The organism is Candidatus Methanomethylophilus sp. 1R26 (assembly GCF_001481295.1).
Classification (GTDB): domain Archaea; phylum Thermoplasmatota; class Thermoplasmata; order Methanomassiliicoccales; family Methanomethylophilaceae; genus Methanomethylophilus.
Genome location: NZ_LOPS01000049.1, coordinates 1 through 26,601 on the forward strand (window position 1 = coordinate 1; position 26,601 = coordinate 26,601).

General features: G+C 61.3%; 28 protein-coding genes and 1 pseudogene. 23 read left to right on the forward strand and 6 right to left on the reverse strand.

The window, feature by feature from the left end:
* Positions 1–161 precede the first annotated feature (161 nt).
* Genes AUQ37_RS13160 through AUQ37_RS13170 form a run of 3 tightly spaced genes read left to right on the forward strand, consistent with a single transcriptional unit; the run spans position 162 to position 3,912 of the window.
* A complete protein-coding gene (locus AUQ37_RS13160) occupies positions 162–1,022 on the forward strand; it encodes a cobaltochelatase subunit CobN (RefSeq protein ID WP_201013882.1) in 861 nt (286 codons plus the stop codon).
* Entirely contained in the window at positions 1,019–2,548 is a 1,530-nt protein-coding gene (locus AUQ37_RS13165) for a cobaltochelatase subunit CobN (RefSeq protein WP_255354917.1), read from the forward strand. Before AUQ37_RS13160 ends, AUQ37_RS13165 begins: the two co-directional genes overlap by 4 nt.
* Positions 2,449–3,912 carry a cobaltochelatase subunit CobN gene (locus tag AUQ37_RS13170; RefSeq protein WP_255354918.1) on the forward strand — a complete coding sequence of 488 codons (1,464 nt, stop codon included), beginning with the start codon at positions 2,449–2,451 and terminating at the stop codon, positions 3,910–3,912. Before AUQ37_RS13165 ends, AUQ37_RS13170 begins: the two co-directional genes overlap by 100 nt.
* A gap of 66 nt (positions 3,913–3,978) precedes the next feature.
* On the opposite strand, the gene AUQ37_RS08545 is transcribed toward AUQ37_RS13170, so the two are convergent.
* The gene (locus AUQ37_RS08545; RefSeq protein WP_058748239.1) at positions 3,979–4,296 is read right to left on the reverse strand and encodes a hypothetical protein; all 318 of its coding nucleotides are present in this window, start codon (positions 4,294–4,296) and stop codon (positions 3,979–3,981) included.
* A gap of 77 nt (positions 4,297–4,373) precedes the next feature.
* On the opposite strand from AUQ37_RS08545, the gene AUQ37_RS08550 reads away from it, so the two are divergent.
* From AUQ37_RS08550 to AUQ37_RS10165, 9 genes are all read left to right on the forward strand, one after another.
* A complete protein-coding gene (locus AUQ37_RS08550; protein WP_058748240.1) occupies positions 4,374–5,405 on the forward strand; it encodes an ATP-binding protein in 1,032 nt (343 codons plus the stop codon).
* Positions 5,387–6,061, forward strand: coding sequence for an AAA family ATPase (locus AUQ37_RS12670; protein WP_235585048.1), 675 nt, complete (start codon positions 5,387–5,389; stop codon positions 6,059–6,061). Before AUQ37_RS08550 ends, AUQ37_RS12670 begins: the two co-directional genes overlap by 19 nt.
* A complete protein-coding gene (locus AUQ37_RS12675; RefSeq protein WP_235585049.1) occupies positions 6,042–6,716 on the forward strand; it encodes a hypothetical protein in 675 nt (224 codons plus the stop codon). The genes AUQ37_RS12670 and AUQ37_RS12675 overlap by 20 nt, the downstream gene beginning before the upstream one ends.
* Positions 6,713–7,330, forward strand: coding sequence for a VWA domain-containing protein (locus AUQ37_RS12680; protein WP_235585050.1), 618 nt, complete (start codon positions 6,713–6,715; stop codon positions 7,328–7,330). The genes AUQ37_RS12675 and AUQ37_RS12680 overlap by 4 nt, the downstream gene beginning before the upstream one ends.
* A gap of 154 nt (positions 7,331–7,484) precedes the next feature.
* A complete protein-coding gene (locus AUQ37_RS08560) occupies positions 7,485–8,798 on the forward strand; it encodes an ATP-binding protein (RefSeq protein ID WP_058748241.1) in 1,314 nt (437 codons plus the stop codon).
* Positions 8,799–9,017: 219 nt separating this feature from the next.
* Positions 9,018–9,833 carry a cobalamin-dependent protein gene (locus AUQ37_RS08565; protein WP_082662499.1) on the forward strand — a complete coding sequence of 272 codons (816 nt, stop codon included), beginning with the start codon at positions 9,018–9,020 and terminating at the stop codon, positions 9,831–9,833.
* Positions 9,773–10,888, forward strand: a complete 1,116-nt coding sequence (locus AUQ37_RS08570; protein WP_058748242.1) for a uroporphyrinogen decarboxylase family protein — start codon at positions 9,773–9,775, stop codon at positions 10,886–10,888. The genes AUQ37_RS08565 and AUQ37_RS08570 overlap by 61 nt, the downstream gene beginning before the upstream one ends.
* 93 nt (positions 10,889–10,981) lie before the next feature.
* Complete coding sequence (locus tag AUQ37_RS08575; protein WP_058748243.1) at positions 10,982–11,293, forward strand: heavy metal-binding domain-containing protein; 312 nt, start codon at positions 10,982–10,984, stop codon at positions 11,291–11,293.
* 100 nt (positions 11,294–11,393) lie between these two features.
* A complete protein-coding gene (locus AUQ37_RS10165; protein ID WP_058748244.1) occupies positions 11,394–11,660 on the forward strand; it encodes a heavy metal-binding domain-containing protein in 267 nt (88 codons plus the stop codon).
* Positions 11,661–11,741: 81 nt separating this feature from the next.
* On the opposite strand, the pseudogene thrS reads toward AUQ37_RS10165, so the two are convergent.
* Positions 11,742–13,498, reverse strand: a pseudogene (gene thrS / locus AUQ37_RS08585) (threonine--tRNA ligase).
* Between the two features lie 465 nt (positions 13,499–13,963).
* On the opposite strand from thrS, the gene AUQ37_RS08590 reads away from it, so the two are divergent.
* The 4 genes from AUQ37_RS08590 to AUQ37_RS08605 are packed head-to-tail and all read left to right on the forward strand — an operon-like array spanning position 13,964 to position 15,703.
* Positions 13,964–14,452, forward strand: coding sequence for an ATP-binding protein (locus AUQ37_RS08590; RefSeq protein ID WP_058748245.1), 489 nt, complete (start codon positions 13,964–13,966; stop codon positions 14,450–14,452).
* Positions 14,453–14,463: 11 nt separating this feature from the next.
* The gene (locus AUQ37_RS08595; RefSeq protein ID WP_157844390.1) at positions 14,464–14,886 is read left to right on the forward strand and encodes a DUF4143 domain-containing protein; all 423 of its coding nucleotides are present in this window, start codon (positions 14,464–14,466) and stop codon (positions 14,884–14,886) included.
* On the forward strand, positions 14,864–15,172 hold the full coding sequence (locus AUQ37_RS08600) for an ATP-binding protein (protein ID WP_058748247.1): 309 nt from the start codon (positions 14,864–14,866) through the stop codon (positions 15,170–15,172). The genes AUQ37_RS08595 and AUQ37_RS08600 overlap by 23 nt, the downstream gene beginning before the upstream one ends.
* Before the next feature lie 18 nt (positions 15,173–15,190).
* Positions 15,191–15,703 (forward strand): cyclophilin-like fold protein, encoded by a 513-nt coding sequence (locus AUQ37_RS08605; RefSeq protein WP_157844391.1) that lies wholly within the window; start codon positions 15,191–15,193, stop codon positions 15,701–15,703.
* 21 nt (positions 15,704–15,724) lie between these two features.
* Here the strand turns inward: AUQ37_RS08605 and AUQ37_RS08610 are convergent, their stop codons facing one another.
* The 4 genes from AUQ37_RS08610 to AUQ37_RS08625 form a co-directional block, all read right to left on the reverse strand.
* A complete protein-coding gene (locus AUQ37_RS08610; protein ID WP_082662504.1) occupies positions 15,725–17,083 on the reverse strand; it encodes an ATP-binding protein in 1,359 nt (452 codons plus the stop codon).
* A 148-nt stretch (positions 17,084–17,231) separates the two neighbouring features.
* Complete coding sequence (gene hisS / locus AUQ37_RS08615) at positions 17,232–18,482, reverse strand: histidine--tRNA ligase (RefSeq protein WP_058748250.1); 1,251 nt, start codon at positions 18,480–18,482, stop codon at positions 17,232–17,234.
* A gap of 75 nt (positions 18,483–18,557) precedes the next feature.
* Complete coding sequence (locus tag AUQ37_RS08620; protein ID WP_157844392.1) at positions 18,558–19,376, reverse strand: ABC transporter permease; 819 nt, start codon at positions 19,374–19,376, stop codon at positions 18,558–18,560.
* Positions 19,377–19,392: 16 nt separating this feature from the next.
* Positions 19,393–20,328: an ABC transporter ATP-binding protein gene (locus tag AUQ37_RS08625; RefSeq protein WP_201013886.1), complete on the reverse strand. Its 936-nt coding sequence runs from the start codon at positions 20,326–20,328 to the stop codon at positions 19,393–19,395.
* 355 nt (positions 20,329–20,683) lie between these two features.
* On the opposite strand from AUQ37_RS08625, the gene hemA reads away from it, so the two are divergent.
* From hemA to AUQ37_RS08655, 7 genes are read left to right on the forward strand one after another with little or no spacing between them, the layout of a single operon-like run.
* On the forward strand, positions 20,684–21,892 hold the full coding sequence (gene hemA, locus AUQ37_RS08630) for a glutamyl-tRNA reductase (protein WP_058748253.1): 1,209 nt from the start codon (positions 20,684–20,686) through the stop codon (positions 21,890–21,892).
* A 6-nt stretch (positions 21,893–21,898) separates the two neighbouring features.
* Entirely contained in the window at positions 21,899–22,903 is a 1,005-nt protein-coding gene (gene hemB / locus AUQ37_RS08635; protein ID WP_058748254.1) for a porphobilinogen synthase, read from the forward strand.
* A complete protein-coding gene (locus AUQ37_RS08640; RefSeq protein WP_058748255.1) occupies positions 22,900–24,177 on the forward strand; it encodes an aspartate aminotransferase family protein in 1,278 nt (425 codons plus the stop codon). Before hemB ends, AUQ37_RS08640 begins: the two co-directional genes overlap by 4 nt.
* Positions 24,174–24,899 (forward strand): hydroxymethylbilane synthase, encoded by a 726-nt coding sequence (gene hemC / locus AUQ37_RS08645; protein WP_201013887.1) that lies wholly within the window; start codon positions 24,174–24,176, stop codon positions 24,897–24,899. The genes AUQ37_RS08640 and hemC overlap by 4 nt, the downstream gene beginning before the upstream one ends.
* Positions 24,878–25,033, forward strand: a complete 156-nt coding sequence (locus tag AUQ37_RS11590) for a hypothetical protein (RefSeq protein WP_201013888.1) — start codon at positions 24,878–24,880, stop codon at positions 25,031–25,033. The genes hemC and AUQ37_RS11590 overlap by 22 nt, the downstream gene beginning before the upstream one ends.
* Positions 25,030–25,779 carry a uroporphyrinogen-III C-methyltransferase gene (gene cobA / locus AUQ37_RS08650; protein WP_058748256.1) on the forward strand — a complete coding sequence of 250 codons (750 nt, stop codon included), beginning with the start codon at positions 25,030–25,032 and terminating at the stop codon, positions 25,777–25,779. The genes AUQ37_RS11590 and cobA overlap by 4 nt, the downstream gene beginning before the upstream one ends.
* Entirely contained in the window at positions 25,776–26,561 is a 786-nt protein-coding gene (locus AUQ37_RS08655) for a uroporphyrinogen-III synthase (RefSeq protein ID WP_058748257.1), read from the forward strand. The genes cobA and AUQ37_RS08655 overlap by 4 nt, the downstream gene beginning before the upstream one ends.
* Positions 26,562–26,601 lie beyond the last annotated feature (40 nt).

Genomic DNA, 26,601 nt, shown 5'->3' on the forward strand with positions numbered 1-26,601 from the left:
GCCTCCCTGCCGCAACCTTCCCCGGAGGCCTGCCGAGGCGCCAATCTTTATCTCAGGTCGGCGATATTCCTCTCGGCCTGCGGTTTTTGTTGCAACTATGAATCAGCAGGTCGCTTTTGAATGGGGCGGTCTTTTCTAAGAGTTGTACATATCATCCAACTATGAAGATGAGAATCGTCGTCCTGTCGCTGCAGACGGCCGACGCGAAGGTGCTTGCATCCCCGGCGGAGAAGCTCAGGGAGCTGGGGATTGAGCCCGACGTCTATGCGATCAACGCGGAGGAGGCGGATGACGATGTCCTCGCCTACAAGGAACTGGAGGACCGCACGGAGCAGGCGGACTTCGTCTACTTCCGGTGCATGTCGGACACCTGCCGCTTCAAACGCTTCGACCGCTACAGGAAAGCTCTGGAGAAATGCCCCGGCTGGGTGCTGCTGTTCAGCGGCAACGCCGAGGTCACGCTGATGAACCGCGGCCTCTTCAGGGGAAGCGACGGTGAGTATCGGGAGATCTGCCGGTACGCGGCCTCCCGCGGGCCGGAGAACGACTGGGGCATGGTGCTGTACGCCGCGCACGGCCTCGGTAAGACAGATTCCGTTCCCCCGGAGCCCAAGTCCCAGAGGAAGGACGGGATCTACCATAAGGGGATGGACAGGAACATCCCGAAGGAGGAGTACCTGAAGACCCTCGACCCTTCGAAGATGACCGTGGGGATCCTGTTCGCCAGCACCCTCTGGGTCTATGACAATCTCGCTGCGATAGACGCCCTCACAGATGAGATCGAGCGCAGGGGGATGAACGCGCTCCCCGTCTTCTTCTCGGCGGTCTCCTACAAGACCGAGGGCGAGGAAGGCACCAAGGCGACGTTCAGGAAGTACTTCCTCAGGGATGACGGCAGCCCGATGCCCGACACCGTCCTGGTCCACACCTCATTCTCCGTGATGTACAACTCCAGGGACGGGGAGGGGGTCAGGATCGCCGATGCGACAACTATTACGCCTCGCTGCTGGGCGTCCCCATGATCCACACCATGACGATAACGGGGGACTACGCCGACTACGAGACGGAGAAGGTCGGCCTCGGCAAGCACGAGATAACCAACAACGTCGCCTTCCCGGAGATCGACGGCGACATCATCGCTGTGCCGATAGCCTACACGCCGAAGAAGAGCGGGATGAAACGGAACATCCCCATCCCCGACCGCATCGAGGCTGCAGTGGACCTTGCATACCGCTGGGCGCGCCTCAGGCACATCCCCGAGAAGGACAAGAGGGTGGCCATCCTCCTCTGGCAGTCGCGCGCGAACTCAGGGGTCATCGGGAACGCCGCCGGCCTCGACTCCGTGGAGAGCATCGCCGGGCTCCTCCGGAGGATGAAGGATGAGGGGTACACCGTCGAGAACGTCCCGGAGAACGGGAAGGCGCTCATCTCCGAGATTCTGGACAACGTCACCAACGACCTCGATTCCATGTCCTTGGAGACGGTCAGGAAGAAGGCCGCGGCCCTCATGGACAGGGATGACTACCTCAAGGAATACTCCGAAGTGCCGGAATGGGACCGCTCCATGATGGAGAAGGACTGGGGAGCGCCTCCAGGGGAGATCTGCACCGACGGCAGGAAGATCATCATCCCCGGGCTCGTCAAAGGCAACGTCTTCATCGGCTACCAGCCCCTCCGCGGCATGGCCGACAAGTTCGAGCAGAGCATCCACGACCCGCTGCTGTTCGCCCAGCACCAGTATCTGGCATATTACCGCTGGATCAGGGACGTGTTCAAAGCGGACATCATCATCCACGTCGGGACCCACGGGACCCTGGAATGGCTCCCCGGGAAGAACGTCGGGCTCTCGGCCAAATGCGACCCAGATATCGTGCTCGGGAATGTGCCGAACCTCTACATCTACATCATCGATGACCCGGGCGAGGGGATCCAATGCAAGCGCCGCGCCGAGTCGGTGCTCGACGGGCACATGCCGCCGTCGATGGCGCGCGCCGGCAGATACGACGACATAGCCAAGGTGGAGGTCCCGCTGCAGGAGTACTTCCGGAACAAGGGCACGAACGACGCCGAGCGCCGCCGGGAGATGGTGAAGAACATCTACGAGGCCGCCAGGGACGCCAAGATGCTGAACGACCTGGGCCTTGCCGATTCGGATCCGGGGCCGGAAGGCTTTGAACCGTACATCGTGAAGCTCCACGACTACATCTCGGAGGTGAAGGACGCCCTGGTGAGGGCAGACCTGCACGTACTCGGGAAGGCCCCTGAGGGGAAGCACTTCCTGGAGACCGTCTACTCGCTGATGAGGCTCGACAACGGGGACGTCAGGAGCCTCCGCGACGCCTTCGCGGAGGACGAGGGCACGGATATCCAGAAATGCATCTCGGATCCTTCCGGAAGCCTCCCCTCGGGAGAATTGAACTCCGCTGCGTCGACAGGATCGACGCCGAAGTGCAGGGCTTCATATCCTTCTGCGATTCGGTCTCGTTCGATGAGGATCAGTGCCTGGCACATCTCAGGGAGCTGCACGGGAAGGTATCGGATGATCTGAAGGGCTCGGTGCATTTCATGTGCTCCTCGGCGGTCCCCAACGTCCGCCGCATGAGCGATGAGATGCAGTGCCTCCTCGACGGCATGGACGGGAAGTACATCCTGCCGGGCCCTTCTGGTGCTCCGACCCGCGGCAATGCCGACATCCTCCCGACCGGGAGGAACTATTACTCCCTGGACCCGGACACCGTCCCGACGAAGGCGTCCTGGGAGATCGGGAAGCGGATGGCCGACGAGATGATCGACAAGTACGTCGCCGAGAAGGGGGAGTATCCCCGGGAGGTCGGCTTCATCATCTGGGCGACGGACACCATGAAGACCGGCGGGGATGATATGGCGTACATCCTCTGGCTCATGGGCGTGAAGCCCGTCTGGTCATCCGCCGGCGGGCAGGTCGTCGGCCTGGAGCCGGTGCCCCTGTCCGAGCTCGGAAGGCCCAGGATCGACGTTACTGTGAACATCACCGGGCTCTTCCGCGACACCTTCCCCAATCTCATCGACATGATCGACGATGCGGTGAAGATCGTGGCCGCCCTCGACGAGGATGACGAGGACAATGCCCTCGCCGCCAACCTGAGGAAGGACATCGTGGACGGCATCGCCGCCGGCCTGACGCCGGACGAGGCCCGGCGCAGGAACTCGGTGAGGATCTTCGGCGCTCCGCCGGGAGGCTACGGCACGGGAGTGAACAAATCCATCGAGACCGGCGCATGGAAGGATGTCAAGGACCTTGCCGACGTCTACATCGATTGGTGCTCCAACGGCTACGAGAAAGGCAATTACGGGCAGAAGATGAGGGACGAGTTCGTGAAGAGGTTCTCCAAGGTCGGCGTAACAGTGAAGAACATGCCTGACAGGGAGATAGATCTCCTGGACTGCGACGACGTCTACGAATACCTGGGAGGGATGAACGCCTTCGTCCGCGCCTACGGGCGGAAGGATGCTGTGACCTTCATGGGCGACGGCTCCGACCCTAAGAGGACCAAGGTCCGCAGCACCAAGGACGAGCTTAGGTTCGTCTTCCGCTCGAAGGTGCTCAACCCGAAGTTCATAAACGGGCTGAAGGAGCACGGGTACAGGGGAGCGGCCGAGATGGCGAACATTACCGAGTACACCATGGCCTGGGGAGCAACATCGGATGTTGCCGAGGACTGGATGTACGAGGGCCTTACCGACAAGTTCCTGGACGAGGACACCAGGAAATGGATGGAAGAGGTCAATCCGTACGCCGAGATGAACATCCTGAACAGGCTGCAGGAGGCCATCGACAGAGGCCTGTGGAACGCTTCCGAGGAATACCGCCAGAAGATCAAGGACCTCTACCTCGAATCCGAGGAGAGGATCGAGGAACTGACCGACAGATGAGTGCGCTTCGAGAGAAACACATCGTCGAGATTCCCTCCGGAACAGAGGCCGGCGGCCGGGCACGCTTCACGGCCGTTTGTTCCAGTCCTCTTTCTCTTCGTCGGAGAGCTTATCGCCGTACCTGCGGCGGTACTCGTCCGAAGCGGACCCGCGGTAGACGAAGACCGCGAAGATCAGGGTGAAGAACACCAGCGCGGTCGATACCGAGTACATGCCCATCATCCTGGTATCCTCATCGTCCGTCGCCATGTACACCGCGACTATGGCCAGCACCATCAGCAGGTAGACCCCGAACCCGATGGCCAGCAGCTTCTTCTGGCGGGAGTCCATGGGCTCCGCCTTCTCCGGTTCTTTGCTCTTATCGATCCTTTTTCCGTCCGCCATGTTGAGCCTCCATTGCAAAAACTCATAAGAAGGATGCCTATACTGGATTATTAATCCAATCGATATAGGTCGTTGAAATGTCCCAGGAACCTTCAGTATTCCCATTCACTAGGATCGTCGGCCAGGAGAGCATGAAAAGGGCGCTGCTGCTCAATGTGGTCGATCCGGGCATCGGCGGCGTCCTCATCAAAGGCGAGAAAGGAACAGCGAAGTCCACCACAGTCAGGTCGCTGGACGCCGTCCTCCCTTACCGCACCGTCGTGGAAGGCTGCCCTTTCCGCTGCGAATACGGCCGGCCGGAACGCTACTGCCCCTACTGCCGCGAGAGGCTGGAGCGCGGGGAGGAGCTGAAGCCCGTGCAGAGCCGCATGAGGGTCATCGACCTGCCCCTGTCCGCCACCGAGGACAGGGTCGCCGGGACGCTCGACCTCGAGCATGTCCTCAAGACCGGGGAGCGGCGGTTCGAGCCCGGGGTACTGGCCTCTGCCAACGGCAACATCCTGTACGTGGACGAGGTCAACCTGCTGGACGATCACCTGGTGGACCTGCTCCTGGACTCCGCGGCCATGGGCGTGAACTACGTGGAGAGGGAAGGCGTGTCCTTCTCCCACCCGGCGAGGTTCGTTCTCGTCGGAACTATGAACCCCGAGGAAGGCGACCTCAGGCCCCAGCTCCTGGACAGATTCGGCCTTTCGGTGGACATCAAAGGCGAGAGGGACGTGAAGAACCGCGCCGAGGTCGTCAAACGCAGGGTGAAATACGACTCGGACCCCGAGAAGTACATTGAATCGTGCAGACAGGAGCTTGACGATACATGTACCAGGCTCACCCGCGCCAGGGAGATCCTCCCCGAAGTCGAAGCAGGGGACAGCATCGTCGACATGGTCGTCTCTGTGATGATCCATTTCGGAGTCGACGGGCACCGCGCCGACATCACCCTCCTGAAGGCCGCCAAGGCCAATGCGGCCCTCGAAGGCAGGAAGTCCGTGTCCAAGGACGACATCCGCGCCACAGCCGAGCTGGTGCTGGCGCACCGCCTCAAGAGGCGCCCCTTCGAAGAAGCAGGTCTCGACACTGCGGAGCTCGAGAAATGCCTTCAGGACCTGTGAACGGCCTCCCGTTCACCGCCGTCGTCGGGATGGACGACGCCAAGCGCGCGCTGGAATGCGCGATCGTCAGCCCGAGCATCCGCACCGTCCTGCTCAGGGGCGGCGAGGGGACCGCCAAGACCGTTCTGGCCAGGGCGGCCGCCGGGCTCACGGGGAAGAAGATCGTCAACTGCCCCCTGAACGTCACCGAAGAGCAGCTGTTCGGAGGGCTGGACGTCGAGGAAACGGTCAGGACGGGAGTACCGGCCATGGAGAAGGGCCTCCTCTCCCGCGCCGACGGGAACATCCTGTACATCGATGACATCAACCTGATGGACAGGGGCATGCTGGCCGGCATCATGGACGCCGTCCTCACCGGGACGGTGCGCGTCGAGAGAGGGCCCGTTTCCGGATCCTATCCCTGCGCCACGACCCTGATAGCCACCATGAACCCGGACGACAGCGACCTGTCGGACCATGCGCTCGACCGCTTCGACCTCTGCGCCTACTCGGCGAACTGCACCGGGGGAGGAAAGGAGGCTCATCGTCTCCAGGAACGCAGAGCTTGCGTCGGACCCCGAGGGCCTGGCACAGCGCTTCGCGAAGTCCCAGGAGGAAGAGAGGGAGAAGGTCTCGAGGGCCGCCCTCATCCTGCCGATGGTGACGGTATCGGATGAGCTCATCTCCGTCGTATGCGAACTGTGCCAGAAGGTCGGGGCCGAAGGTTCCCGCGGGGACATCGCCATGGTGGAATGCGCCGAGGCCATCGCCGCTCTCAACGGGCGCGACTCGGTCATGAAGAAGGACGTCGAGGAGGCGGCAGTCCTCTGCCTCCCCCACAGGCGCAGCTACGGCCGGCCTCCCCCCGAACCTCCCCGGGATCAGCAAAATGAAGATACCCGGCAGGACGACGGGAAGAATAATGACGAACAGAACGAGAGCGAAGATCGGAACGGTCAGAAGAACAGCGGGGAACCTCCGCAGGGCAGCGGGGAACAGCCCCCGAACCGGCAGGATCAGGACACCCGGCAGGACGATGGGGAGGACAGGGACAAGAACGAACCTCCTCAGAACGGCATGCCTGACATCGGCGAGATGCTCTTCGAGATCGGCAGGCAGTTCCGTGTCATAGATTATCTTGATTCGCGCGAACGCGTACCTTCGCGTACGAAGGCCCGCAAGGGGCGCCGCGCCGTGGCCGTCTCCGCCGACGGAACCGGAAGGTACGCACGTGCCAAGATCCCATCCGGGCATCCGTCCGATATCGCGTTCGATGCCACCATCCGCGCAGCCGCGCCCTACCAGAGTGAGAGGCACAAAGACGGGCTGTGATAGCCATCGAGGACCGCGACATCCGCGAGAAGGTGCGCGAGAGAAGGAGCGGGGCCACCCTCCTGTTCCTGGTCGATGCCAGCGGCTCCCTCGGGGTCAGGAAGAGGATGGCCGCCGTCAAGGGGGCAGTGCTCTCCATGCTGCGCGACAGCTACGTCAGGAGGGACAGGATCGGCCTGATGGCCTTCCGCAGGAGCTCAGCCGAGATGGTGCTCCCGCCGACGAGATCGGTGGAGTACAGCTACAGGAAGCTCGAGGACCTCCCGACCGGTGGGAAGACCCCGCTCGGGGAAGCGCTCGTCCGCGCCGGGGAGTACATGACCTCGTACGCCAGGACCCACATAGGTGAGAGATGCTTCATCGTCCTCGTGACGGACGGGCGCGCGAACGTCCCGGTGGCTCAGGGAGCGGACGCGAACGCCGAAGCGCTTAAGACCGCCGAGAACCTGAGAATCCCCGGCGTGAGGTGGATCGTAGTGGACGCCGGTGCCGGCTTCCCGCACTTCGACAACGCCGAGAAGCTCGCCGCGGCCCTGGAAGCACGCTATTTCCGCCTGGAGGACCTTGACGCCGACAGGCTGGCGGAAGGTGTCAGGGCTGCCGTGGACAGATGAGAAGATCTTCTCTCTTCGCTGCCGACCATATTATTGAGTATGGAGAAGAATATATCCCAATATAGTTGACATATTCATTTCGATATCTATACAGAGCATTCTTGTCAAATAATTCTAGTCTGTTTTATCTACTGCAATTGCCCTCTGTTCACTCATGTCAGCATTCGTCGGAAGAGAAAAGGAGCTGGGTGAGCTCGGGGACATCTACAGGTCCGACCGCAGGATATGCCTTGTCACCGGAGAATCGCGCACCGGGACTTCGAGCCTGGTGCGCCGCTTCTGCACCGGGAAGGAATGCATAAGGGTGCAGCTCCCGGAGGGGAGCCCCTCGGAGACCGTCTCCTGCATCACTGAGGCCATCCGCGCCTGCACCGGAGAGAGCGTTCCCGAGGCGGCGACGCTCGCGCAGGCGTTCGATCAGTTGTCCACATATCTTGACGGCGCCCGCGTGATCGCCATCGACGGTATCGGCAACCCCAAGGCCGAATGGTTCGCCCCGGAGCTGGCCAAATTCGCAGAGAAGGCGGCCGAGAAAGGCGACATGCTCATCCTCTGCGGATGGCCGGCCCATGCGGCCGAGCGCACCGCGAAACTCGCTGTGAAAGACATCAGGGTCATCACCATCTGGCCTCTCGGCCGCGAGGACGCCGCTTCCCTCCATCCCAAGATGGAGCCTCTCGACTCGTGCATGACCTATCTGACTGTGGGGGGCGTGCCCGTCTACAGCGCGCTGATGAACAAAGGCACCTATGAGGCGTCTGTCGAGAAATGCTTCCTGGGCCCGTACCCCAGGCTGTGCATGGAGGCGGAGAACCTCGTCAGGAGGTCGTCCGTCCCCTATGATTACTGCTCCGCCATACTCTCCGACATAGCTCACGGCGAGGGAAGGCCGATCGACATCGCAGAGGACGAGGGCATCTCGAGGCAGCTCTGCGACATATACATCAAGAAGATGGAAGCGGAGCATCTCGTTTCCAGGATTGTCCCCATGGGAAGCGCCCCGAAGAAGCCTGTTTACATGGTAACCAGCAGCCTGCTCGCCTTCTACCACGGTGTCATAAGGAACAATCCCAACCTCATATACGCGGACAACCCGGACTTCAGGAACATTTCCGCCGAGACGGGCATGTTCCTCGAGCTCAGGTTCCGCACATTCTGCGCCAAATACCTCAAGCACAAGATGGGCTGCACCAAGACCGGCGGATGGTGGATCGTCGGGGAGGATACCGCGAACATCACCCTTGTCGGGACCGACGGAGAGACCAACTACATCTGCGACTGCAAGTTCAGGAACGGGAAGGTCGACTCCGGCGCTCTCGACATGCTCATAGAACGGTCCGAGCGCATGCGCGGCCTGAAGAACAAGAAGATGACGCTGTTCTCGATTTCCGGATTCGACAGCGAACTGGTGAAAAGGGCCAAGAAGGAAGGAGTAATCCTCATCGGGCCCAAAGAACTGCTCGTCTGAGAAAACATGACCGGCGGAAGGCCCGGCCGCCGGATCAATCCTTGTTTATCGCTGTGTGCTTATTTAGCCGGTCCTGCGAACGCTGTGATTCGGGCACTGCAGCACCGCTCCCAGACAGCCGTCCGGACCCTATTTCGGCTGTCTCCGAGCCTGTTCTCCGGCTGTTCGCGGTCCGCTTTAAGGTCCCCGCGCCTAGGTTGTTATACCGAGGTGCGGGAAATGGCAGACAGCATCGATAAATTCGAGCAGAGGACGGCCGAGACCCCGAGGGAGGTCGCGGACAGGATGCTCCCGGAGGACCCCGTCTACCGGGAACTGGCCGAGAAGGTGGTGTTCTTCAAGATCAGAGAGATCGAGGGAGCATCCGAGAAAGCGCTGGAGACCAAGGCCCCCGCCGACGTCATCAACCTGGGGCTGGTGGCCGGCATGCAGATCGTGGCCAAGCTCTATGCCCAGCGCATATACTACCTGCCGGAGGTCATCATGGCCTCCAGGACCATGACCAAGGGGATCGCGGTCGCCGAGGCGAAGATGCCGGGCGGGAGAGAATCCCGCGGGAGGGTCATCATGCATGCGGTCGAGGGCGATCCCCACGACATAGGGAAGAACATCGCCGCGGTGATGATGAGGGCCGCAGGCTACGAGGTCATCGACCTCGGCAAGGACGTCCCGGCGGCCGAGGCGGTGGCCAAGGCCGCGGAGGTGAGGCCGCTCTTCATGAGCGGCACCGCCCTGATGACCACGACCATGGACGCCCTCCCCAAAGAGGCGACCATGCTGAAGGAGAAGGGCATCGGCGTCCCCCTGATGGGGTGCGGGAGCGCAGTCACCAGGGAGTTCGCCAACTCATACGACCTCGGGATATACTCCGAGAAGGCCCCTCAGACGCCGCCCATCGCGGACAGGCTGCTGGAGGGCTGGGACTGGAAGAGGATACGCTCCGAATGGGACGATATCGTGAAGGAGGCGCAGCGATGGAGGACGGCCGCGACGCGATGTCGCACGGTGAGAGGATCAGGTGCGCGATCGACCTGAAGGAACCTGACCGGGTGCCGATGTTCGACACCATGAACTGGTCGATCAACCTGGCGGGGGACAACCTGTCCCGCATGGGGAAGAAGGAGAAGGATGTGAGCTACCCGCAGTGGGTCAGGAACACCGACGTGTTCGTCGAGTCGCAGATACGCGCGCTCGACCGCTTCGGCCATGACTTCGTTCACTCGAGGATGAGCGCCCACATCATGGCGGAACCGCTGGGCTGCAAGGAGCATGAGACCTACTGGGGGGTGCCTGTCGTGGACCCCTGCATCGACGACCCGAAGAAGTGGCGCGACCTGCGCTTCCCGGACCCCGAGAAGGACGGGAAGATGCCGCAGCAGCTGGAGGCGATCCGCAAGCTCGATAAGAAGCTCCACGACGAACGGAAGGACGATGTCTTCATCACCGGCTTCACCCGCGGCCCGCTGACGCTGGCCGGCGTGGTCCTTGGGGTGGAGGACATGATGGCATTCATGTTCGAGGAGCCGGACGAGGTCAAGGAGCTGATAAGCTTCTGCTGCGACGCCGCGATAGAGTTCGACAAGGCGCAGATCGATGCAGGCGCGGACCACATCTACACGCCCGATCCCACCTGTTCCGGCGACATGATCTCTCCGGAGACCTTCAGGGAGTTCGGGCTCCCTTACGCCAAGAGGCAGTCGGAGGCCATCAGGAGGTACAAGGACAGGTATGCACACCACTACCACATCTGCGGGCTCACCATGGACCGCCTCGACGACCTCTGCGAGATCGGCGCGAGCTACATCAGCCTGGACTACGCGGACGACCTGGGCGAGGTCAAGAAGAGGATCGGGAAGAGGCAGTGCATCGCCGGGAACATCAACCCCGCAGGCACCCTGCTGCAGGGGACGCCTGAGAAGATCGAACGCGAAGGGAAGAAGGCGATAAAGGATGCCGCGCCGGGCGGCGGGTACATCTACTGGACCGGCTGCGACTGGCCGCTCGACGTCCCCCTGGCCAATGTGGAGGCGTTCTTCGATACGGCCAAGAAGTACGGCAGGTATCCGATAAACATACCCGAAGAGCGATGAGAACAGAGCGGCGCCTTCTTCGGGAAGAGGGCGCCGTCATATTATTATTTCACACGATAGGTATAATATCAATATATGCGATTGAATCTGCATATGATTTTCACAACCGCTAACGAGATCCCCGGCAGGAACTACGAGATCATCGGCCTGGCCATGGGCAACACCATACAGACCAGGAACATCGGGCGCGACATCACCCAGGGCCTGAGGTCCGTCGTAGGGAAAGAGCTGGTCGCCTACAATGAGATGCTCACCAAGGCCCGCGAGATCGCCGTGGAGAGGATGGGGCAGGATGCGATGGCCAAAGGCGCCGATGCCGTCATCGCCATGCGCATCACCACTTCGATGGTCATGGCGGGGGCCGCCGAGATCCTGGCCTACGGAACGGCGGTCAGGTTCGTCTGAACCGTCCCGGTACAGCCCTCCCCTTCGGATGGAACTTGTCAAAATATTTTGGATATTCCATCCGATTACTATTTCCAGCAGTTCGGCCATTCATGTCCGGATGATCGTAACTACAACCAAAGAGGTTCCGGGGAGGAACTACATGATCATCGGCATAGCGAAAGGAACCGGCGGAGGAGAGGAACGCAAGAAGTCCGTCTCCGAATACTGCGATGAGGCCATTTCCGATCTCGAGGACTGCGCCCGGCAGATGTATGCCGACGCGGTGGTGGCGGTGAGCTTCTCCGTCACCGAGACCGGAGGGGAGAAGCATCGCCGCTGCCAGGTGCTGGCCTACGGCACCGCCGTGTCCTTCCTCGACCGATAAACTTCTTAGAAGAACGTCCGGTTCAGCGGGCTGCGGCCCGGCCAGAAGAAAGATCCGGCCTCGGAGGGCCGGGAAAAGATTTCAGTCCTTCCTCTCTGAAGTCTGCTTCTTCACAAGGGCGATGAAGTCCTCGGTCCTGAACGACCCGAGGTCTCCCTTGTCGCGGCTCCTGACGGCGACGGATGTGCCTTCCTCGGCCTCCTTCTCGCCGATGATCACCATGTAGGGGACCTTCTGGAGCTGAGCCTCGCGGATCTTGTAGCCGATCTTCTCGTCGCGGGCGTCGTTCTCGATGCGGATGCCGGCGGCCTGCAGCTGCGAAGCGACCTTCGCGGCATAGTCCCTGCTCTTCTCGGAGACCGAGAGGACCTTGACCTGCACGGGCGCCAGCCAAACGGGGAACTTCCCCGCGTAGTGCTCGATGAGGATTCCCATGAACCTCTCGACGCTCCCGAAGACGACACGGTGGATCATGATCGGGCAGTGCTTCTGACCGTCGGCGCGACGTACTCCAGATTGAACCTCTGAGGCAGCTGGAAGTCCAGCTGGATGGTTCCGCACTGCCAGGTCCTCCCGATGGAGTCCTCCAGGTGGAAGTCGATCTTGGGGCCGTAGAACGCGCCGTCGCCCTCGTTGACAACGTAGGGCAGGTGCATGTCGTCCAGGGCATGCCTGAGGCCGTTGGTCGCGTTCTCCCAGTCCTCGTCGGAGCCCATCGAGTTCTCGGGGCGGGTGGACAGCTCGACGTGGTACTTGAAGCCGAACTGCTTGTACACCTTGTCGATGATCTTCACGATGGCGGAGATCTCGTCCTCGATCTGCTCGGGGGTGACGTAGATATGGGTATCGTCCTGAGTGAAGCACCTGACGCGGAACAGCCCATGGAGCTCTCCGGACTTCTCATGCCTGTGCACCACACCGAACTCCGCCAGGCGGAGCGGGAGGTCGCGGTACGAGCGGGACTCGCTGGCGAAGACGATGGTGCTGCCGGGGCAGTTCATCGGCTTGATGGCGTAATCCTCGTCGTCGATCTTGGTGGTGTACATGTTCTCCTTGTAGTGGTCCCAGTGGCCGGACTGCTCCCACAGGTGGCGGTTGAGGATCTGCGGGGTGGAGATCTCCTTGTAGCCGGCGGGGATGTGGATCTCCCTCCAGTAGGACATGAGGGTGTTCTTGAGCGTGACGCCGTTCGGCAGGAAGAACGGGAACCCGGGCCCCTCTTCGGACATCATGAAGATGCCGAGCTCCTTGCCGAGCTTGCGGTGGTCCCTCTTCTTGGCCTCCTCCATCATGGCGAGGTACTTGTCGAGGTCCTCCTTGTTCTCGAAGGCGGTGCCGTAGATGCGGGTGAGCATCTTGTTGTGCTCGTCGCCGCGCCAGTACGCGCCTGCGACGGAGGTGAGCTTGAACGCCTTGCACTGCTTCGTGTAGAGCACGTGAGGCCCGGCGCAGAGGTCGGTGAACTCGCCCTGCTTGTAGAAGCTGATGACGGCATCCTCGGGGAGGTCCTTGATGAGCTGGACCTTGTAGTCCTCGTGCCTGTCCTCCATGAACTTGATCGCTTCGGCCCGCGGGAGGGTGAAGGTCTCGAGCTTGAGGTTCTCCTTCACGATCTTCTTCATCTCGGCCTCGATCTTGGTCAGGTCGTCTGCGGTGAAGCCGCCTTCGCGGTCCATGTCGTAGTAGAATCCGTCGCTGATCGAGGGACCGATGGCCAGTTTGGTCTCGGGCCAGAGCCTTTTGACGGCCTGCGCGAGGATGTGCGAGGTGGTGTGCCTCAGCACGGAGAGGCCGTCCTCGGCCTCCTTCACGGTGCCGTCGCTGTATAACGCTTTCATTTGGGTATTCCCTTCCCGCCCATACAACAGGCGTTGGTCTCGGCTATCGGAAGGGCCCATATATTATCTTCGGGGCTGCCGCTCAGATGATTCCCGTGTCCCATCCGCCTAACCGCACAGGCTGGGATACGGCCTCCTCCGCGAACATGCCTCAGGCACCGACCCGATCAGAATGACTTTAACAAGAAAAAGGGCCGGATCCCTCTTCTCCGAGGGAAAAACCTCCGGATTTCCATGCCTGGCTCTGCTGAGGCCGTGATGGATCCAGCCGGCACAGCAGACCGTTTGGGCTCCCGGCCGATTGGGATTGCGAGGGAGAGAATCTCAAAATCGTGTATCGAACCCACTTAGGTTTTTATCTTCGTATTAAAAATTCCAGCGATATTTTCGCATTGTTTATACTTGTATTAAAAATTCGAAAAGCCTTAAGGATGTGTTCGACTATACATGACTGTGGAACCGGAAATGAAACTGATTCAGCGCCCCCTGTACATGGACAGGCTGGCGGCGCACGCATGGAACGGGTTTGCCAAAGTATTGGTGGGCATCCGCAGATGCGGGAAATCATCTGCGCTCAAGCTGTACGCATCCGGGCTGAAAGACTGCAACGTCATCTACATAAACACCGAACTGGCTGAAAACTACGACCTGCGGGATTGGAAGAAATTCCTCGGGGAAGTGAATTCGAGGATCGACGGAAAAGGCAGGAACGTCCTCATCGTAGATGAAATACAGAACATCGAAGGCTGGGACCTGGCACTCAGAGACCTGATAGCCCGCGGAGCATGCGACATCTACGTGACCGGATCGAACTCGAGCCTGCTTTCATCCGATTATTCGACCCATATGGGAGGGAGGTTCAATTCGATCCGCATGTACCCTCTCTCATTCAGGGAATGCCTGGATTTCCGCAGGGAATTCGGCGGAACCGGCGATGTTCTCGAACGTTCATGAGGGTCGGCGGGATGCCGTCCCTCTGGCGCATGCCGGAGGGCATCGATGAATCGATGGGCATCATCAGGGACATCGTGAGCACCTCGATCGCCAACGATATAGAGGAAAGATATTCCCTGAGGGGAAGATCGGCCCTGACCGAAGTGCTGCGTTTCGTGCTTTCCACCATCGGGAGCTATGTTTCGGCAAACAACATCTACAAGTCCATGAAATCGGCCGGCAGCTCGGTTTCGGTGTCCACTGTATACACCTATCTCGAATACCTCGAGAACGCCAACATCCTGATACGTGCCAGCGTATACGATCTGAGGGGGCACCGCATCATCGGGTCCAAGTACAAGTATTATGCCACGGACATCGGCATCAAGCACGCCCTCATCGGATACCGCGTTAACGATACCCCCCGGCCACATGGAGAACATAATCTTCACTGATCTCCTCAGCAGAGGATTCGATGTTTACGTAGGGGATCCCGGCGGAAAGGAGATAGATTTCGTCGCCGTGAAGGATGACCGCCGGATATACATCCAGGTCTGCCAGACGATCCAGTCCGAGGAAACCATGGCGCGCGAGTTCTCCTCCCTGGATTCCGTTGACGATTCGTTCCCCAAATACCTGGTTCTGCTGGAGCCCGGTCCGTACAGCGGATTCACGGACAAAGGGGTAAGATGCTGCGGGCTCGAGGAGTTCCTCTCCAAGGACGACCTGTTCGTCCAATGATTCCGCAATCGATTTCCGATGGAAAGGGCATGGCGCTGCATGGAGAAGCGCGACCTGTCGGCAGCAGCGGCCCTGATGTTCGCCGCGGTGATCCTGGTGGGCGTCTTCATATCGTACGCCGGCGGAGACAATGGAGGAGACGATGATGCGGAGCTCGGCGATGAACGCATCTCGGTGACGGTGAACGGGACTGAGTTCACGGCGACTCTCTATGATAACGAGGCCGCAGGATCTCTCCTGTCCATGCTGCGGGAGCAGCCGATGGAACTGAGCATGGAGGAGCTGAACAGCAGCGGGAAGTATTGCTGCCTGGAAACGGACCTCCCTGTCAGCGACATCCGGCCCGGAACGATCCATGCCGGGGACATCTCGCTGTATCGCGGAAATTGCCTTATGATCTTCTACGCGGACCATGCCAATACCGGGATGCACAGCTATACCCAGATAGGCAGGATCGATGATCTGTCGGGCCTTGCCGAGGCGCTCGGGGATGGCACCGCCTCTGTTGTCCTGGCGCCGATTGCTGTCTGAAAATGAACCTGGATTTGATCATCAGGGTCGGGATCGCTCCGGATTCCTGATGAAATCCTTTACCCTCCACATCAGGTAAAGGGGGACGGAGCGGAGCTTCCCTTCGCCGCCGAGGTTCCTGAACGACGCCAGCACAGCGACGCGCGGATTGTAGAGGGATATGTACTGCTCCATGCTGCGCAGGCGCGGGACACGCCCGGATTTCACTTCTATGGGGATCGTCTCCCCGTCCATATCCAGCAGGAAGTCCACTTCCGAGATGCCCCTGTCGTTCTTCCAGTAATCATACGGTTTCTCGGTCCCGTACGATGATATCATCTCCGTGAGGACGAAGTTCTCCGCCAGGGCTCCTCTGAAAAGGCCGTAGGCTTCCTCCTCTTTCCCGACCGCCTTCGCCGGCACTCCGGACTTGAAGGTCATCAGACCCACGTCGGCCATGTACAGCTTGAAGATGTTCCTGTCCTCCCTGTCGGTGAGCGGAACATCCGGGCTCGATACCCTTGTGCAGCGGTAGACGAGCCCCGCATCGATGAGCCATTGCAGCGCATCCTTGAGCTGTCCCGCCCTCGAGCCTTCGACGGCCTCGTTGAAGAAGAAACGCTCGTTCCCCTTGGCGTTCTGCCTGGCTATGGAATTCCATATGGCGCTGAGCTTGGGGAAATCCTCCGGGGCATGGTTGGAGAAGTCCATGAGGTACGACATGTCGATGTCTTTCTGCACCTTCCTCACCGCCTCGATATCCCTGGTTTCCTTCCAGACCGCGACCGACTCCGGCATGCCTCCCACAAGCCAATACTCGCGGACAGCCTCCTCAAGAACAGACATCGCAGCGTCTGGCACAGTCTCTCCCGCGGATATGTTCTCTGCGAGATCTCCGTACAGGTCCCCTCTGGTCTCGCGTAGGAACTCGGCGAAGTTCATAGGGTGCATGTTCATGAACCGGACCTTCCCGACAGGGAACGAATAATCGCCTGACCTTCCCTCCGTGGATTCGTGAAGTTTGACCCCAAGCAGAGAACCTGCGCAGACAATGTAGTACTCCGGAGCCTCCTCGCAGAAGTATTTGAGCGAGGCGATCGCCCTCATGCAATATTGAATCTCATCGAAGATTATCAGCGTGTCCGGCGTGATCCTCTTCCCGCGTACGTATGAAAGATCGTCGATTATCCTGCTGGTATCGAGCCCTTTCTCGAAGATGCCCTTCAATCTGCCTCCTTCGTCCGATTCGAAGTTGAAATATGCATAATCTGGGAATTCTCTGCGGCCGAGCTCCTTCATCGAGTAGGTCTTCCCGCATTGGCGGACGCCTAATATCATCAGAGGCTTGCGCCTGTGGGAGTCCTTCCACTCCTTCAGGCTCTTCTCGATCAAGCGTCTCATAAAAACGTTATTTGATTTTAAGTTATAAAAATGTTAGAATCGTTGCAAAATATGGTTATGATTTTGTAAGTTTGATATCATTTTTCGAAGTTAAATTAAATTGAGCCTAAAATCGGAGGGGCGTTTCCCCCTCCGTCAGGACCGCCGCTCACTCCTGAGCGAACTTCCCGGCCAGTTCGGCCAGGGGGACCTCGGACTGCTCTCCGGTCTTCATATCCCTGAGGACGACACAGCCCCTGTCGAGCTCTTTCCTGCCCACGATGACGGCACATCTGGCTCTCACCGAGTCCGCGTACTTCAGGGCCTTCGCCATCTTCCTGCCCATGATGTCCACGTCGGCGGAGGCGCCGGCCTCCCTGATGGCGGTGACGATGCCGGCGGCGTCCGCGCGGACATCGTCGGAGACGGGGATGACGTAAGCATCGATCCCCTCCGGCTCGTAGGCGATGCCCTCCCTCTCCATTGCCAGCAGGATCCTGTCGAAGCCGATGGCGAACCCGGTGGAGAACACCTTCTCCCCGCCGAAAAGCTCCGATAGGGAATACGAGCCGCCGCCGCAGATCTGCTTCTCGGCGCCCAGCGAGGGGGCCTCGGCCTCGAAGACCATCCCCGTGTAGTAGTCGAGCCCGCGGACGACGCCGAGGTCGATCTCCACGTCCTTCACGCCCATCTTCTCCAGGATGGATGTCAGGGAGCGGAGGTAGTCCCCGGCCTCTCCGGGGACCTTGGAGAGGACCTCGGTCCCGCCGACGGTCTCGGTCAGCTCGAACAGGCCCGAGATGTCCTCATCCTTCACACCCATGGACTGCAGGAGCGGCCTGCACTCATCATAGTTCTTCTTGTCGAGCTTCTGGAGCACCTCGGCGGTCTTCTCGGCCGGCACACCGATGTCCGCGATCCTCTGCCTCAGGACCCCGATGTGCCCGATGCGGAGCTTGTAATCCTTGAGACCCAGCGCTTTGATCATGGATGCCGCCATGGCGATGGACTCGGCATCGGTCTCGACAGTGGCCGCGCCGATGATCTCCGATCCGAACTGGAAGAACTCGCGGTACCTCCCGGCCTGGGGGCGCTCGTACCTGAAGCACTGGCCGAAGTAGAACAGCTTTATCGGCTTGGGATAGGAGCCCATGCCGTTGACGAAGGCGCGGATGACCGGAGCGGTCATCTCGGGCCTGAGGGCGATCTCGCGGTCTCCCTTGTCCTTGAACGCGTACAGTTCCTTCATCACATTGGGGCCGGACCTGAGTATGAAGAGCTCGGCCTCCTCGAAGATGGGGGTCTCGATCTCGCGGTACCCGAACCTCCGCGCCACTCCGCGCAGTACCGATTCGTAGTGCCTTCTCTTCTCAAGCTCGTCCGGCAGGAAATCCCTCGTGCCGCGGGGACACTGTATCATAGGGCGTCGCACGCCCCACACCGATTAAATAATTGCGCAGGAAGAGAGAAGGGCGGGGCACCGGGCCCCTTCCCTTCAGTACTCCTTCTTCCTGAACGCCAGGTACCCCAGCGCCCAGGCCGCCAGCCCCCATATGACCATCACGGCGGCCGAACGCATCAGATCCACGTCGCGGACGTATTGGGTCCCCATCATGTCGAAGGTGCCGTCGATCGCGAAGACGATATCGTCGGAGCAGTACTCCAGAAGGTACCACGGATCTTCTATCCCTCCGATCTCGAAGACGTTGGTCAGGACGCCGGCGATCAGGGTCAGGAAGATGATGGTCATCACCACCGCGGTGCTCGACCTCCTGAGGACGACACTGAACAGCATGGCTATGCCCACGGACGCGGCGCAGTATGCCAGGGCCAGTCCCATGGAGGCCCAGTGGTTCCCGGTGACCCCTCCGCAGATGGCCGCCGAGAGCACCGCGGAGACGCAGTAGTAGACGGCGGTGAACACCATGGTGACCAGGAGTGCGGCCGCGGTCTTTCCCAGGAATATCGACATCTTGCCGATGGGCCTGGTGAACAGTATCAGCGCTGTGCGGTCCTCGTACTCGCCGGCGACGGCCGGCGCGGCGAAGAGGGCGGCGGCAATTATGACCACCAGATAGGCGAAGGTGGCGAAGGCCGTGCTCACGAACGAGGCGCTCGTATTGTCGGAGAACGCGGCGATGGCATAGGTCATCAGGGCCACGACCGCCGCGACCATCGCGGCGAACAGCAGCAGCTTCTTCCCGCGGAGGAACTTCCGCATCTCGTTGGCGGACACCACGGCCGCCTGCCTCAGACTGTCCCAGATGTCGGACCCCGATACATGCCCGGACAGGGACTTGAATTCAGCCGCCATCATCCCGACTCCTGGATCATCTCGAGGTACCTGTTCTCGAGAGCATTCTCATCCTCGGACACGGAGCAGGGGCGCAGCCGCGGGCCACCAGGGCTGCGATGAGATCCGCTGCGGAGTCATCGTTCCCGCGCATGACCGCCTCGATGGCGGTCCCGCTGACCTCGGCCGATTCTATGCACACTTCGGAGCGCACAGCCTCCAGGGCCTCCGGGGAGGCCCCGCCGGCCAGCCTGATGCTCAGGCGGTGCTCGTCGCCGGAGCCTCCGATGACCTTCTCTTTGTCGTCGTGCACCAGGAGCCTCCCGCGGTTCACCATGGCTATGCGGTCGCATAGATCGGTGACCTCGTGCATCATGTGCGATGACATCAGCACCGTGAGCCCGGGCTTGCCGTTCCTGATGTTCTTCAGGATCTCCCTCATCTCCGCCATGCCGCGGGGATCGAGCCCGGAAGTGGGCTCGTCGAGGATGATCACATTCGGATCGTTCAAAAGTGCCAGCGCGATGGAGATGCGCTGCCTCATCCCCTTGGAGAAGGTCCCTATTCTCTTGTCCTCCCACTCGGACATCTTGACCTCTTCCAGCAGGGCATCGGTCTGGGCTGCGACCGATTCCCTGCGCATGCCGATGACCCCGCCGATGTAGGAGAACGTCTCCCTGGGCGTCAGGTAGGCATAGTATTCCGGGGTCTCGATCACGGTCCCGACGTCTTTGAGCGCTTTCCTGTGCTCAGAGGCCACATCGAAACCGTTCAGCAGCACGCGGCCGGACGTCGGGGGCACCAGCCCGGAGGCGATCTTGAGCGTGGTGCTCTTCCCGGCCCCGTTCGGGCCCAGGAGCCCGGTGAAGCTCCCCTTCCTGACGTCCAGGCTGAGCCCGTCGACGGCTGTGAAGCCGTTCCTGTATGATTTGCGCAGATCCTGAATGGATATCGGCGCTTCCGTTTCGGTCATGAGACCACTTCCTTTCCATGCGGACATCAAGTGAAAGTGTTTATTTAAGGATGCATAAATTACAATAATACAATTCTGTTCTGCACGTTTCCGATGCCTTAGCAGCCGCCCAGATTCGGCCGGACAGGGGGTTCCGCCGACTGTTCCCGCAACAGTATGCGCGATGCGCACACTTTATAGCTTTTCTTATCTGGCACATCATAAGGTGGATTGTAATTCCGTGCATCCTGCCGATTACCATATATATCCAAGCCGAATACGAACACACATTGTCCGTAACACGGGACGCGACCCTGCTGCGGAGGTACATCAATGCTGGTCAGCCTTCATATCACGCATTCTTCCGCCGGGGGGGATGGAGTGCCTTACCGAGATCATACCCGGGCTTGAGGAAGCGGTCACGAAGGACCTCGAGAACGATCCCGATGTATCGGAATATGTGGTCATACGCACGTGCAACCGCCTGGAGGCATACGCCGCGGCAGACGACAACCACGCCGTCCGCCTGCGCATGGAGGAGACGGTCAGGAAGGCCATCCCCTATGAGCATAGGGACTTCTGGTACATCCTGCAGGACGACGAGTGCATAAAGCACCTCTTCACCGTGGTCTGCGGGATCGACTCGCTCATAGTCGGAGAGGACCAGATCCAGCACCAGGTGAAGGACTCATTCGCCAAGGCCCAGAAGGAAGGCCATGTCGGGCGCGTGCTCTATTCTCTGTTCAACAACGCCATCGTCGTCGGCAAGAAGGTCAGGACCGAGACGGAGCTGAACAAGGGGGCTGTGTCGGTCGGGTACGCTTCCATAGAGCTCGCTGAGAAGAAGATCGGCTCCCTCGAGGGGAAGAACATCGCGATCATCGGAGCGGGCGACATGGCCGGGCTCATCGCCAAGAACCTGGCCGGCAAAGGCCCCCGCACGGTCTTCGTCTCCAACAGGACCTTCGAGAGGGCCCGCGAGCTCGCGAAGGAACTGGGAGGGACCGCGGTCGGCATGGACCGCCTGACCGAGATGATAGCCGGCAGCGACCTCGTGCTCGTGGCCACCTCTGCCCACCATGACGTCGTCAGCAGGGAGATGGTGGAGAATGCCATGGCCTCGAGGCCGGACCGCCCCCTGCTCCTGATCGACGTCTCCGTCCCGACGAACGTCGCGAAGGACGCCGGCAGCGTTCCCAACGTCACGCTCTCCACCATGGCATCCCTCGACGCCATCGCGGCGGAGAACGTCGCGCGCAGGAAGAAGGAGATCTCCGCGGCCGAGAAGATCATCCAGCAGGAGATGGCGAAGATCGCCGAGGACCGGAAGACCGAGGCGGCCGATGCGGTCATCCGCGGCATCGGCATGATGTCCGAGCGCATCAGGCAGACCGAGGCCGAGAAGGCCAAGCATGCGCTGTCCAACGGGGCCGATCCAGACGAGACCGTGGACGCTCTCACGCGCGCGATAATAAAACAGTTAAGTGCGGACATCATCAAGAACCTCAGGAAGGCGGCACTGAACGGGGAGGACGACGTTGTGGACGCCGCCTCGAAGCTCTTCTCACCGTCCGGCAAGGAGTGAATCACAATGTTCCCTATCAACAGAGGAAGAAGGCTCAGACAGACACCGGAGATCAGATCGCTCGTGAGGGAGACCAGGCTCGACCCCTCGAACCTCATTCTGCCTATATTCTTCGATGCGAACATAAACGAGATCAAATACACCGCATCGATGCCGGGCGTTCCCACCTACCCGCTCTCCGGGTACAGGGAGATACTCGACGACATCCTCGGCAGCGGCGTCACCTCGGTCCTGGTGTTCGGGGTCCCCGCGAAGAAGGACTCCGTCGGCTCGGACGCTTACTCCGACACCGGAGTGGTGCAGACCGCCATCCGCGGCCTCAGGGCCGCCCAGAAAGAGGGTGAGGGGCTGGTCATCATCGCCGACCTCTGCATGTGCGAGTACACCGACCACGGCCACTGCGGCGTCCTCCGCGAGGACGGGGACGTCGACAACGACCCCACCGTCGAGCTCTACGGGAAGATCGCAGTGTCCCAGGCGAAGGCGGGAGCGGACATCATCGCCCCCTCCGGGATGATGGACGGGCAGATCGACGCCATCAGGAACGCGCTCGACTGCGCCGGGTTCCAGAACACCCCCATAATGGCCTACTCCGCGAAGTACCAGAGCGCCTACTACGGCCCGTTCAGGGACATCGCCAACTCCGCGCCGTCCTGCGCCTGCCACGCCAGGAAGGACCGCGCCACATACCAGATGGACCCTGCCAACAGGCGCGAGGCGCTGAGGGAGATCTCCGAGGACCTCGACGAGGGCGCGGACATCATCATGGTGAAGCCCGCCGGCCCCTACCTTGACGTCGTCCGCGAAGCGGCCGATACGTTCCCCGTCCCCATCTGCGCTTACCAGGTATCGGGAGAGTTCGCCATGATCAAGGCGGCCGCCGCCAACGGATGGATCGATGAGGAGAGGATCATGATGGAATCCCTCATCGGCATCAAGCGCGCCGGCGCCGACATGATCATCACCTACTACGCCAAAGACGCCGCCAGGATGCTCAAGGGGATCCAATGAGGACGTCCAACTCCGAGACCGAGTACGCCCTGCTGAAGAGGATAACCCCCGGGGGCGTCTCGTCCCCCGTCAGGGCGTTCAAGCCCTATCCCATCGTCATGGAGAGCGGCCGGGGATGCCGCATCACCGACATCGACGGCAACACGTACATCGACCTCTGCATGGCGTACGGCCCCCTCATCCTGGGGCACTCCGACCCCCGCGTGGCCAAGGCGGTGCGCGACCAGACCAAGAAGGGCTCCGTGTTCGGATGCCCCTCGCACCCGGAGACCCAGCTCCTCGAGAGGATCACCTCGGCCGTCCCCAGCGCGGCCATGTGCAGGCTGCAGAACTCGGGGACCGAGGCGACGATGCATGCCATACGCACCGCCCGCGGGTTCACCGGGAAGAACGGCATCGTCAAGCTGAACGGCGGGTTCCACGGGGCGCACAACACCGTCCTCGTGGCGGCCGGCTCGGGATCGGCGGAGAACATGCCGAGCTCTTTGGGAGTGCCCCCGGAGGACGTGAAGAACACCTACCTCGTCGAGTACAACGACGCCGGGCAGTTCGAATCGCTCCTCGATAAGAACGAGGACATCGCCGGGATCATCATGGAGCCCGTCATGGGCAACGTCGGCGTCGTCACCCCCGAGAAAGGGTACCTCCAGGACATGCGCAGGATCACCAAGGAGCACGGCGCCGTCCTCATCTTCGATGAGGTCATCACCGGGTTCAGGCTGGGCCCGAAGAGCGCCCAGGGCAGGTACGGGGTCACTCCCGACATGACCACCATGGGGAAGATCATCGGCGGAGGCTATCCGGCAGGAGCGTTCATGGGCAGGGAGGACATCATGTCCATGGTCGCTCCGCAGGGACCGGTCTACGTCGCCGGGACGTTCTCCGGCAACCCCATATCCGCGGCCGCAGGCCTGGAGACCATCACGCTCATGTCCGAGCGCGGGAGGTACGACAGCCTGGAGAAGACGACCCAGGGCCTGGTCGCCTCGATGAGGGACAGGCTCGAGGACAGCGGCGTCCGCGGATGCATCAACTCCGTGGCGTCCATGTTCTCAGTGTTCTTCGGGGTCGACGAGGTCAGGAACGGCGCGGAGGCCCAGAAGATCGACCGCGCCATGTTCGGGAAGATGTTCGAGTTCATGCTCCGCCGCGGCATCTACATGGCGCCGGGCGCCATGGAGGTCTCGTTCCTCTCCACCGCGCATGACGAAGAAGCGTGCAATAAGATCTCCGAGTGCTTCGGCGACTTCCTCGGTAAGGTGAAATCAGAATGAAAGCAGGGAGCAGGACCAGCAGCCTGGCCATGGCCCAGGCAGAAGAGTTCAAAGCGGCCTTCGAGAAGGCCTGCGCAGAAGTGTGCCAGATCGTCGGGATAACCTCCCACGGCGACAAGGACGTGACCACCCACCTGGCCAACATGGGCGGGATCGGCGTCTTCGTCAAGGAGCTGGAGGAGGCCCTGGCCGCCGGGGAGATAGACTGCACGGTCAACTCCCTAAAGGACATACCCGCGAAGATAGACCCCAGGTTCACCGTGGCCGCCGTCCTCCCGAGGGCGGACGTGCGCGATGCCACTATCCCCCTGCCTCTGGACAAGATGGTCTGCGGGACCATCCTCGGGACCAGCAGCGTCCGCAGGGAGAGGATGATCAGGGCGTTCAACCCCACGATCAGGATCAAGACCCTCCGCGGGAACATGAACACCAGGATCTCGAAGCTGGAGGCCGGCGAGTACAACGCCATCGTCATGGCCAAGGCCGGCCTGGACAGGCTCGGCATATCGTACCAGGTGAACCCCGTCGACAAGCGCATCCTCGTCCCGGCCGCCGGGCAGGGCGCCATCGGCATCGAGTGCCGCGCGGACGATGCTGCGACCATCGAGAAGCTCAGGAAGCTCGACGACGCCAGACCCGCACCGAGGTCGGCATCGAGAGGAGCATCCTCCGCGCGATGGGTGCCGGATGCTCCTCGCCCGTGGGCATCAACGCCGAGCTGAACGGCAGCACGGTGTCCCTCATCGCCGTCTCGTTCATACCGGACGTCCCGGTCAGGGTGATGACGTCGTTCGATGTCTCCGAATCCGAAGCGAAGATCGCGGAGATAGCCGCCAGGCTCAAGGGGAATGCATGATGGCGTCCGGCAGGGTCTACCTCATCGGCGCAGGCCCCGGCGACCCCGGGCTCATCACCGTCAAAGGGCTGCAGGCGCTCCGCGAGGCCGACGTCGTCATGTACGACGCCCTCGACACCGAGCAGCTCCTGAAGGAGTGCCGCTGCGATGCCGAGCTCATCGATGCCGGCAAGAGGGCTACGGACCACCACCTGAAGCAATGGCAGACCAACGACCTGCTGGTGGAATATGCCAATCAGGGCAAGACCGTCGTCCGCCTGAAAGGAGGCGATCCCTTCCTCTTCGGCAGGGGAGCGGAAGAAGCGGAGAAGCTAAGGAAGGCCGGCGTGGAGGTCCACGTCATCCCCGGGGTCACCTCCGCCATATCCGTCCCCGAGCTGGCCGGCATACCGGTGACCCACAGGGACCATGCTTCGCTGGTCACCTTCATCACCGGCCACGAGAAGGCCGACCGCGATAAGGACAGGATCGACTGGACCGCGCTCTCCGAAGGGCACGGGACCCTGGTCATCCTGATGGGGCTCGACAATGCGGGGAACATCTCCCGCGGGCTCATCGAGGGAGGGACCTCCCCGGACACCCCGGCGGCGGTCATCTCCAAAGGGTCCCACCCCGACCAGAAGGTGTTCGTCACCACTGTCGGGAAACTCGAGGACACCATAAAGACCCAGCATGCGGAAACTCCGGGGATAATCGTCGTCGGGTCCGTGGTCGAGCTGAGGTCCGTCCTCGGTGACCTCGCATGACGTCGGTCGGTTTCACCCGCCCGAGGGCGAGGCTGCCCGAAGGGGAGAAGGCCGTCCGCGATGCGGGGTTCGAGCCCTTCGGGGCGCCCTCCCTCGATCCCGTCCCGGGAGACCCGGAGGTCTTCGCCGAGGTCGAGAAGGAGCTCGGCTCCGGACAGGTGTACTTCGCAGTTTTCGCATCGGTCACCGCCGCCGAGCAGATGGCCGGCCGCTACGGGGCGGATGGCCTGAAGGCCCTGCTGTCCAAGACCAACGTCGCCTGCACCGGGAGCACCACCGAGGAGGCCCTCCTGAGGCTCTCCGGCAGGGAGACCGACCTCGTGCCCGAGGTCTATTCGGGCGAGGGCGTCGCCCGCGAACTGGCCGACGAGGTCTCCTGCAAGAAGGTCATGCTCCTCCGCTCGTCGGACGGCGGGAAGGGGATCTCCAAGATCCTGAAAGATGCCGGGGCAGAGGTCCTGGACGAACCTGTTTACAGCATGGTCCCGGCGCCGGTGGAGAGATGCACCGAGAGGCTCCTGGACAAAGCATCGTCCGGCACGCTCGACGCCCTCCTCATGACCAGCCCCGAATCGTTCAGGGTTTTCCTCAGCGAGCTTGAGAACTGGTGCGGGAAGGACAGGGCCGCCGAAGCGCTGAACGGCACTTTCAAGGTGGCAATCGGCAGGCCGACGGCGGAATCCATGCGCAGGCAGGGGTTCGCGCCCGACGCGATCCCGGAGAAATCCACATTCGCCGGAATGCTGGATGCTGTTGCAGGCCGCTTCGCCGGCAGCGACTGATACCGGTTTCTTGAAAACAGCGGCCGGCGGCGGCCTTTCC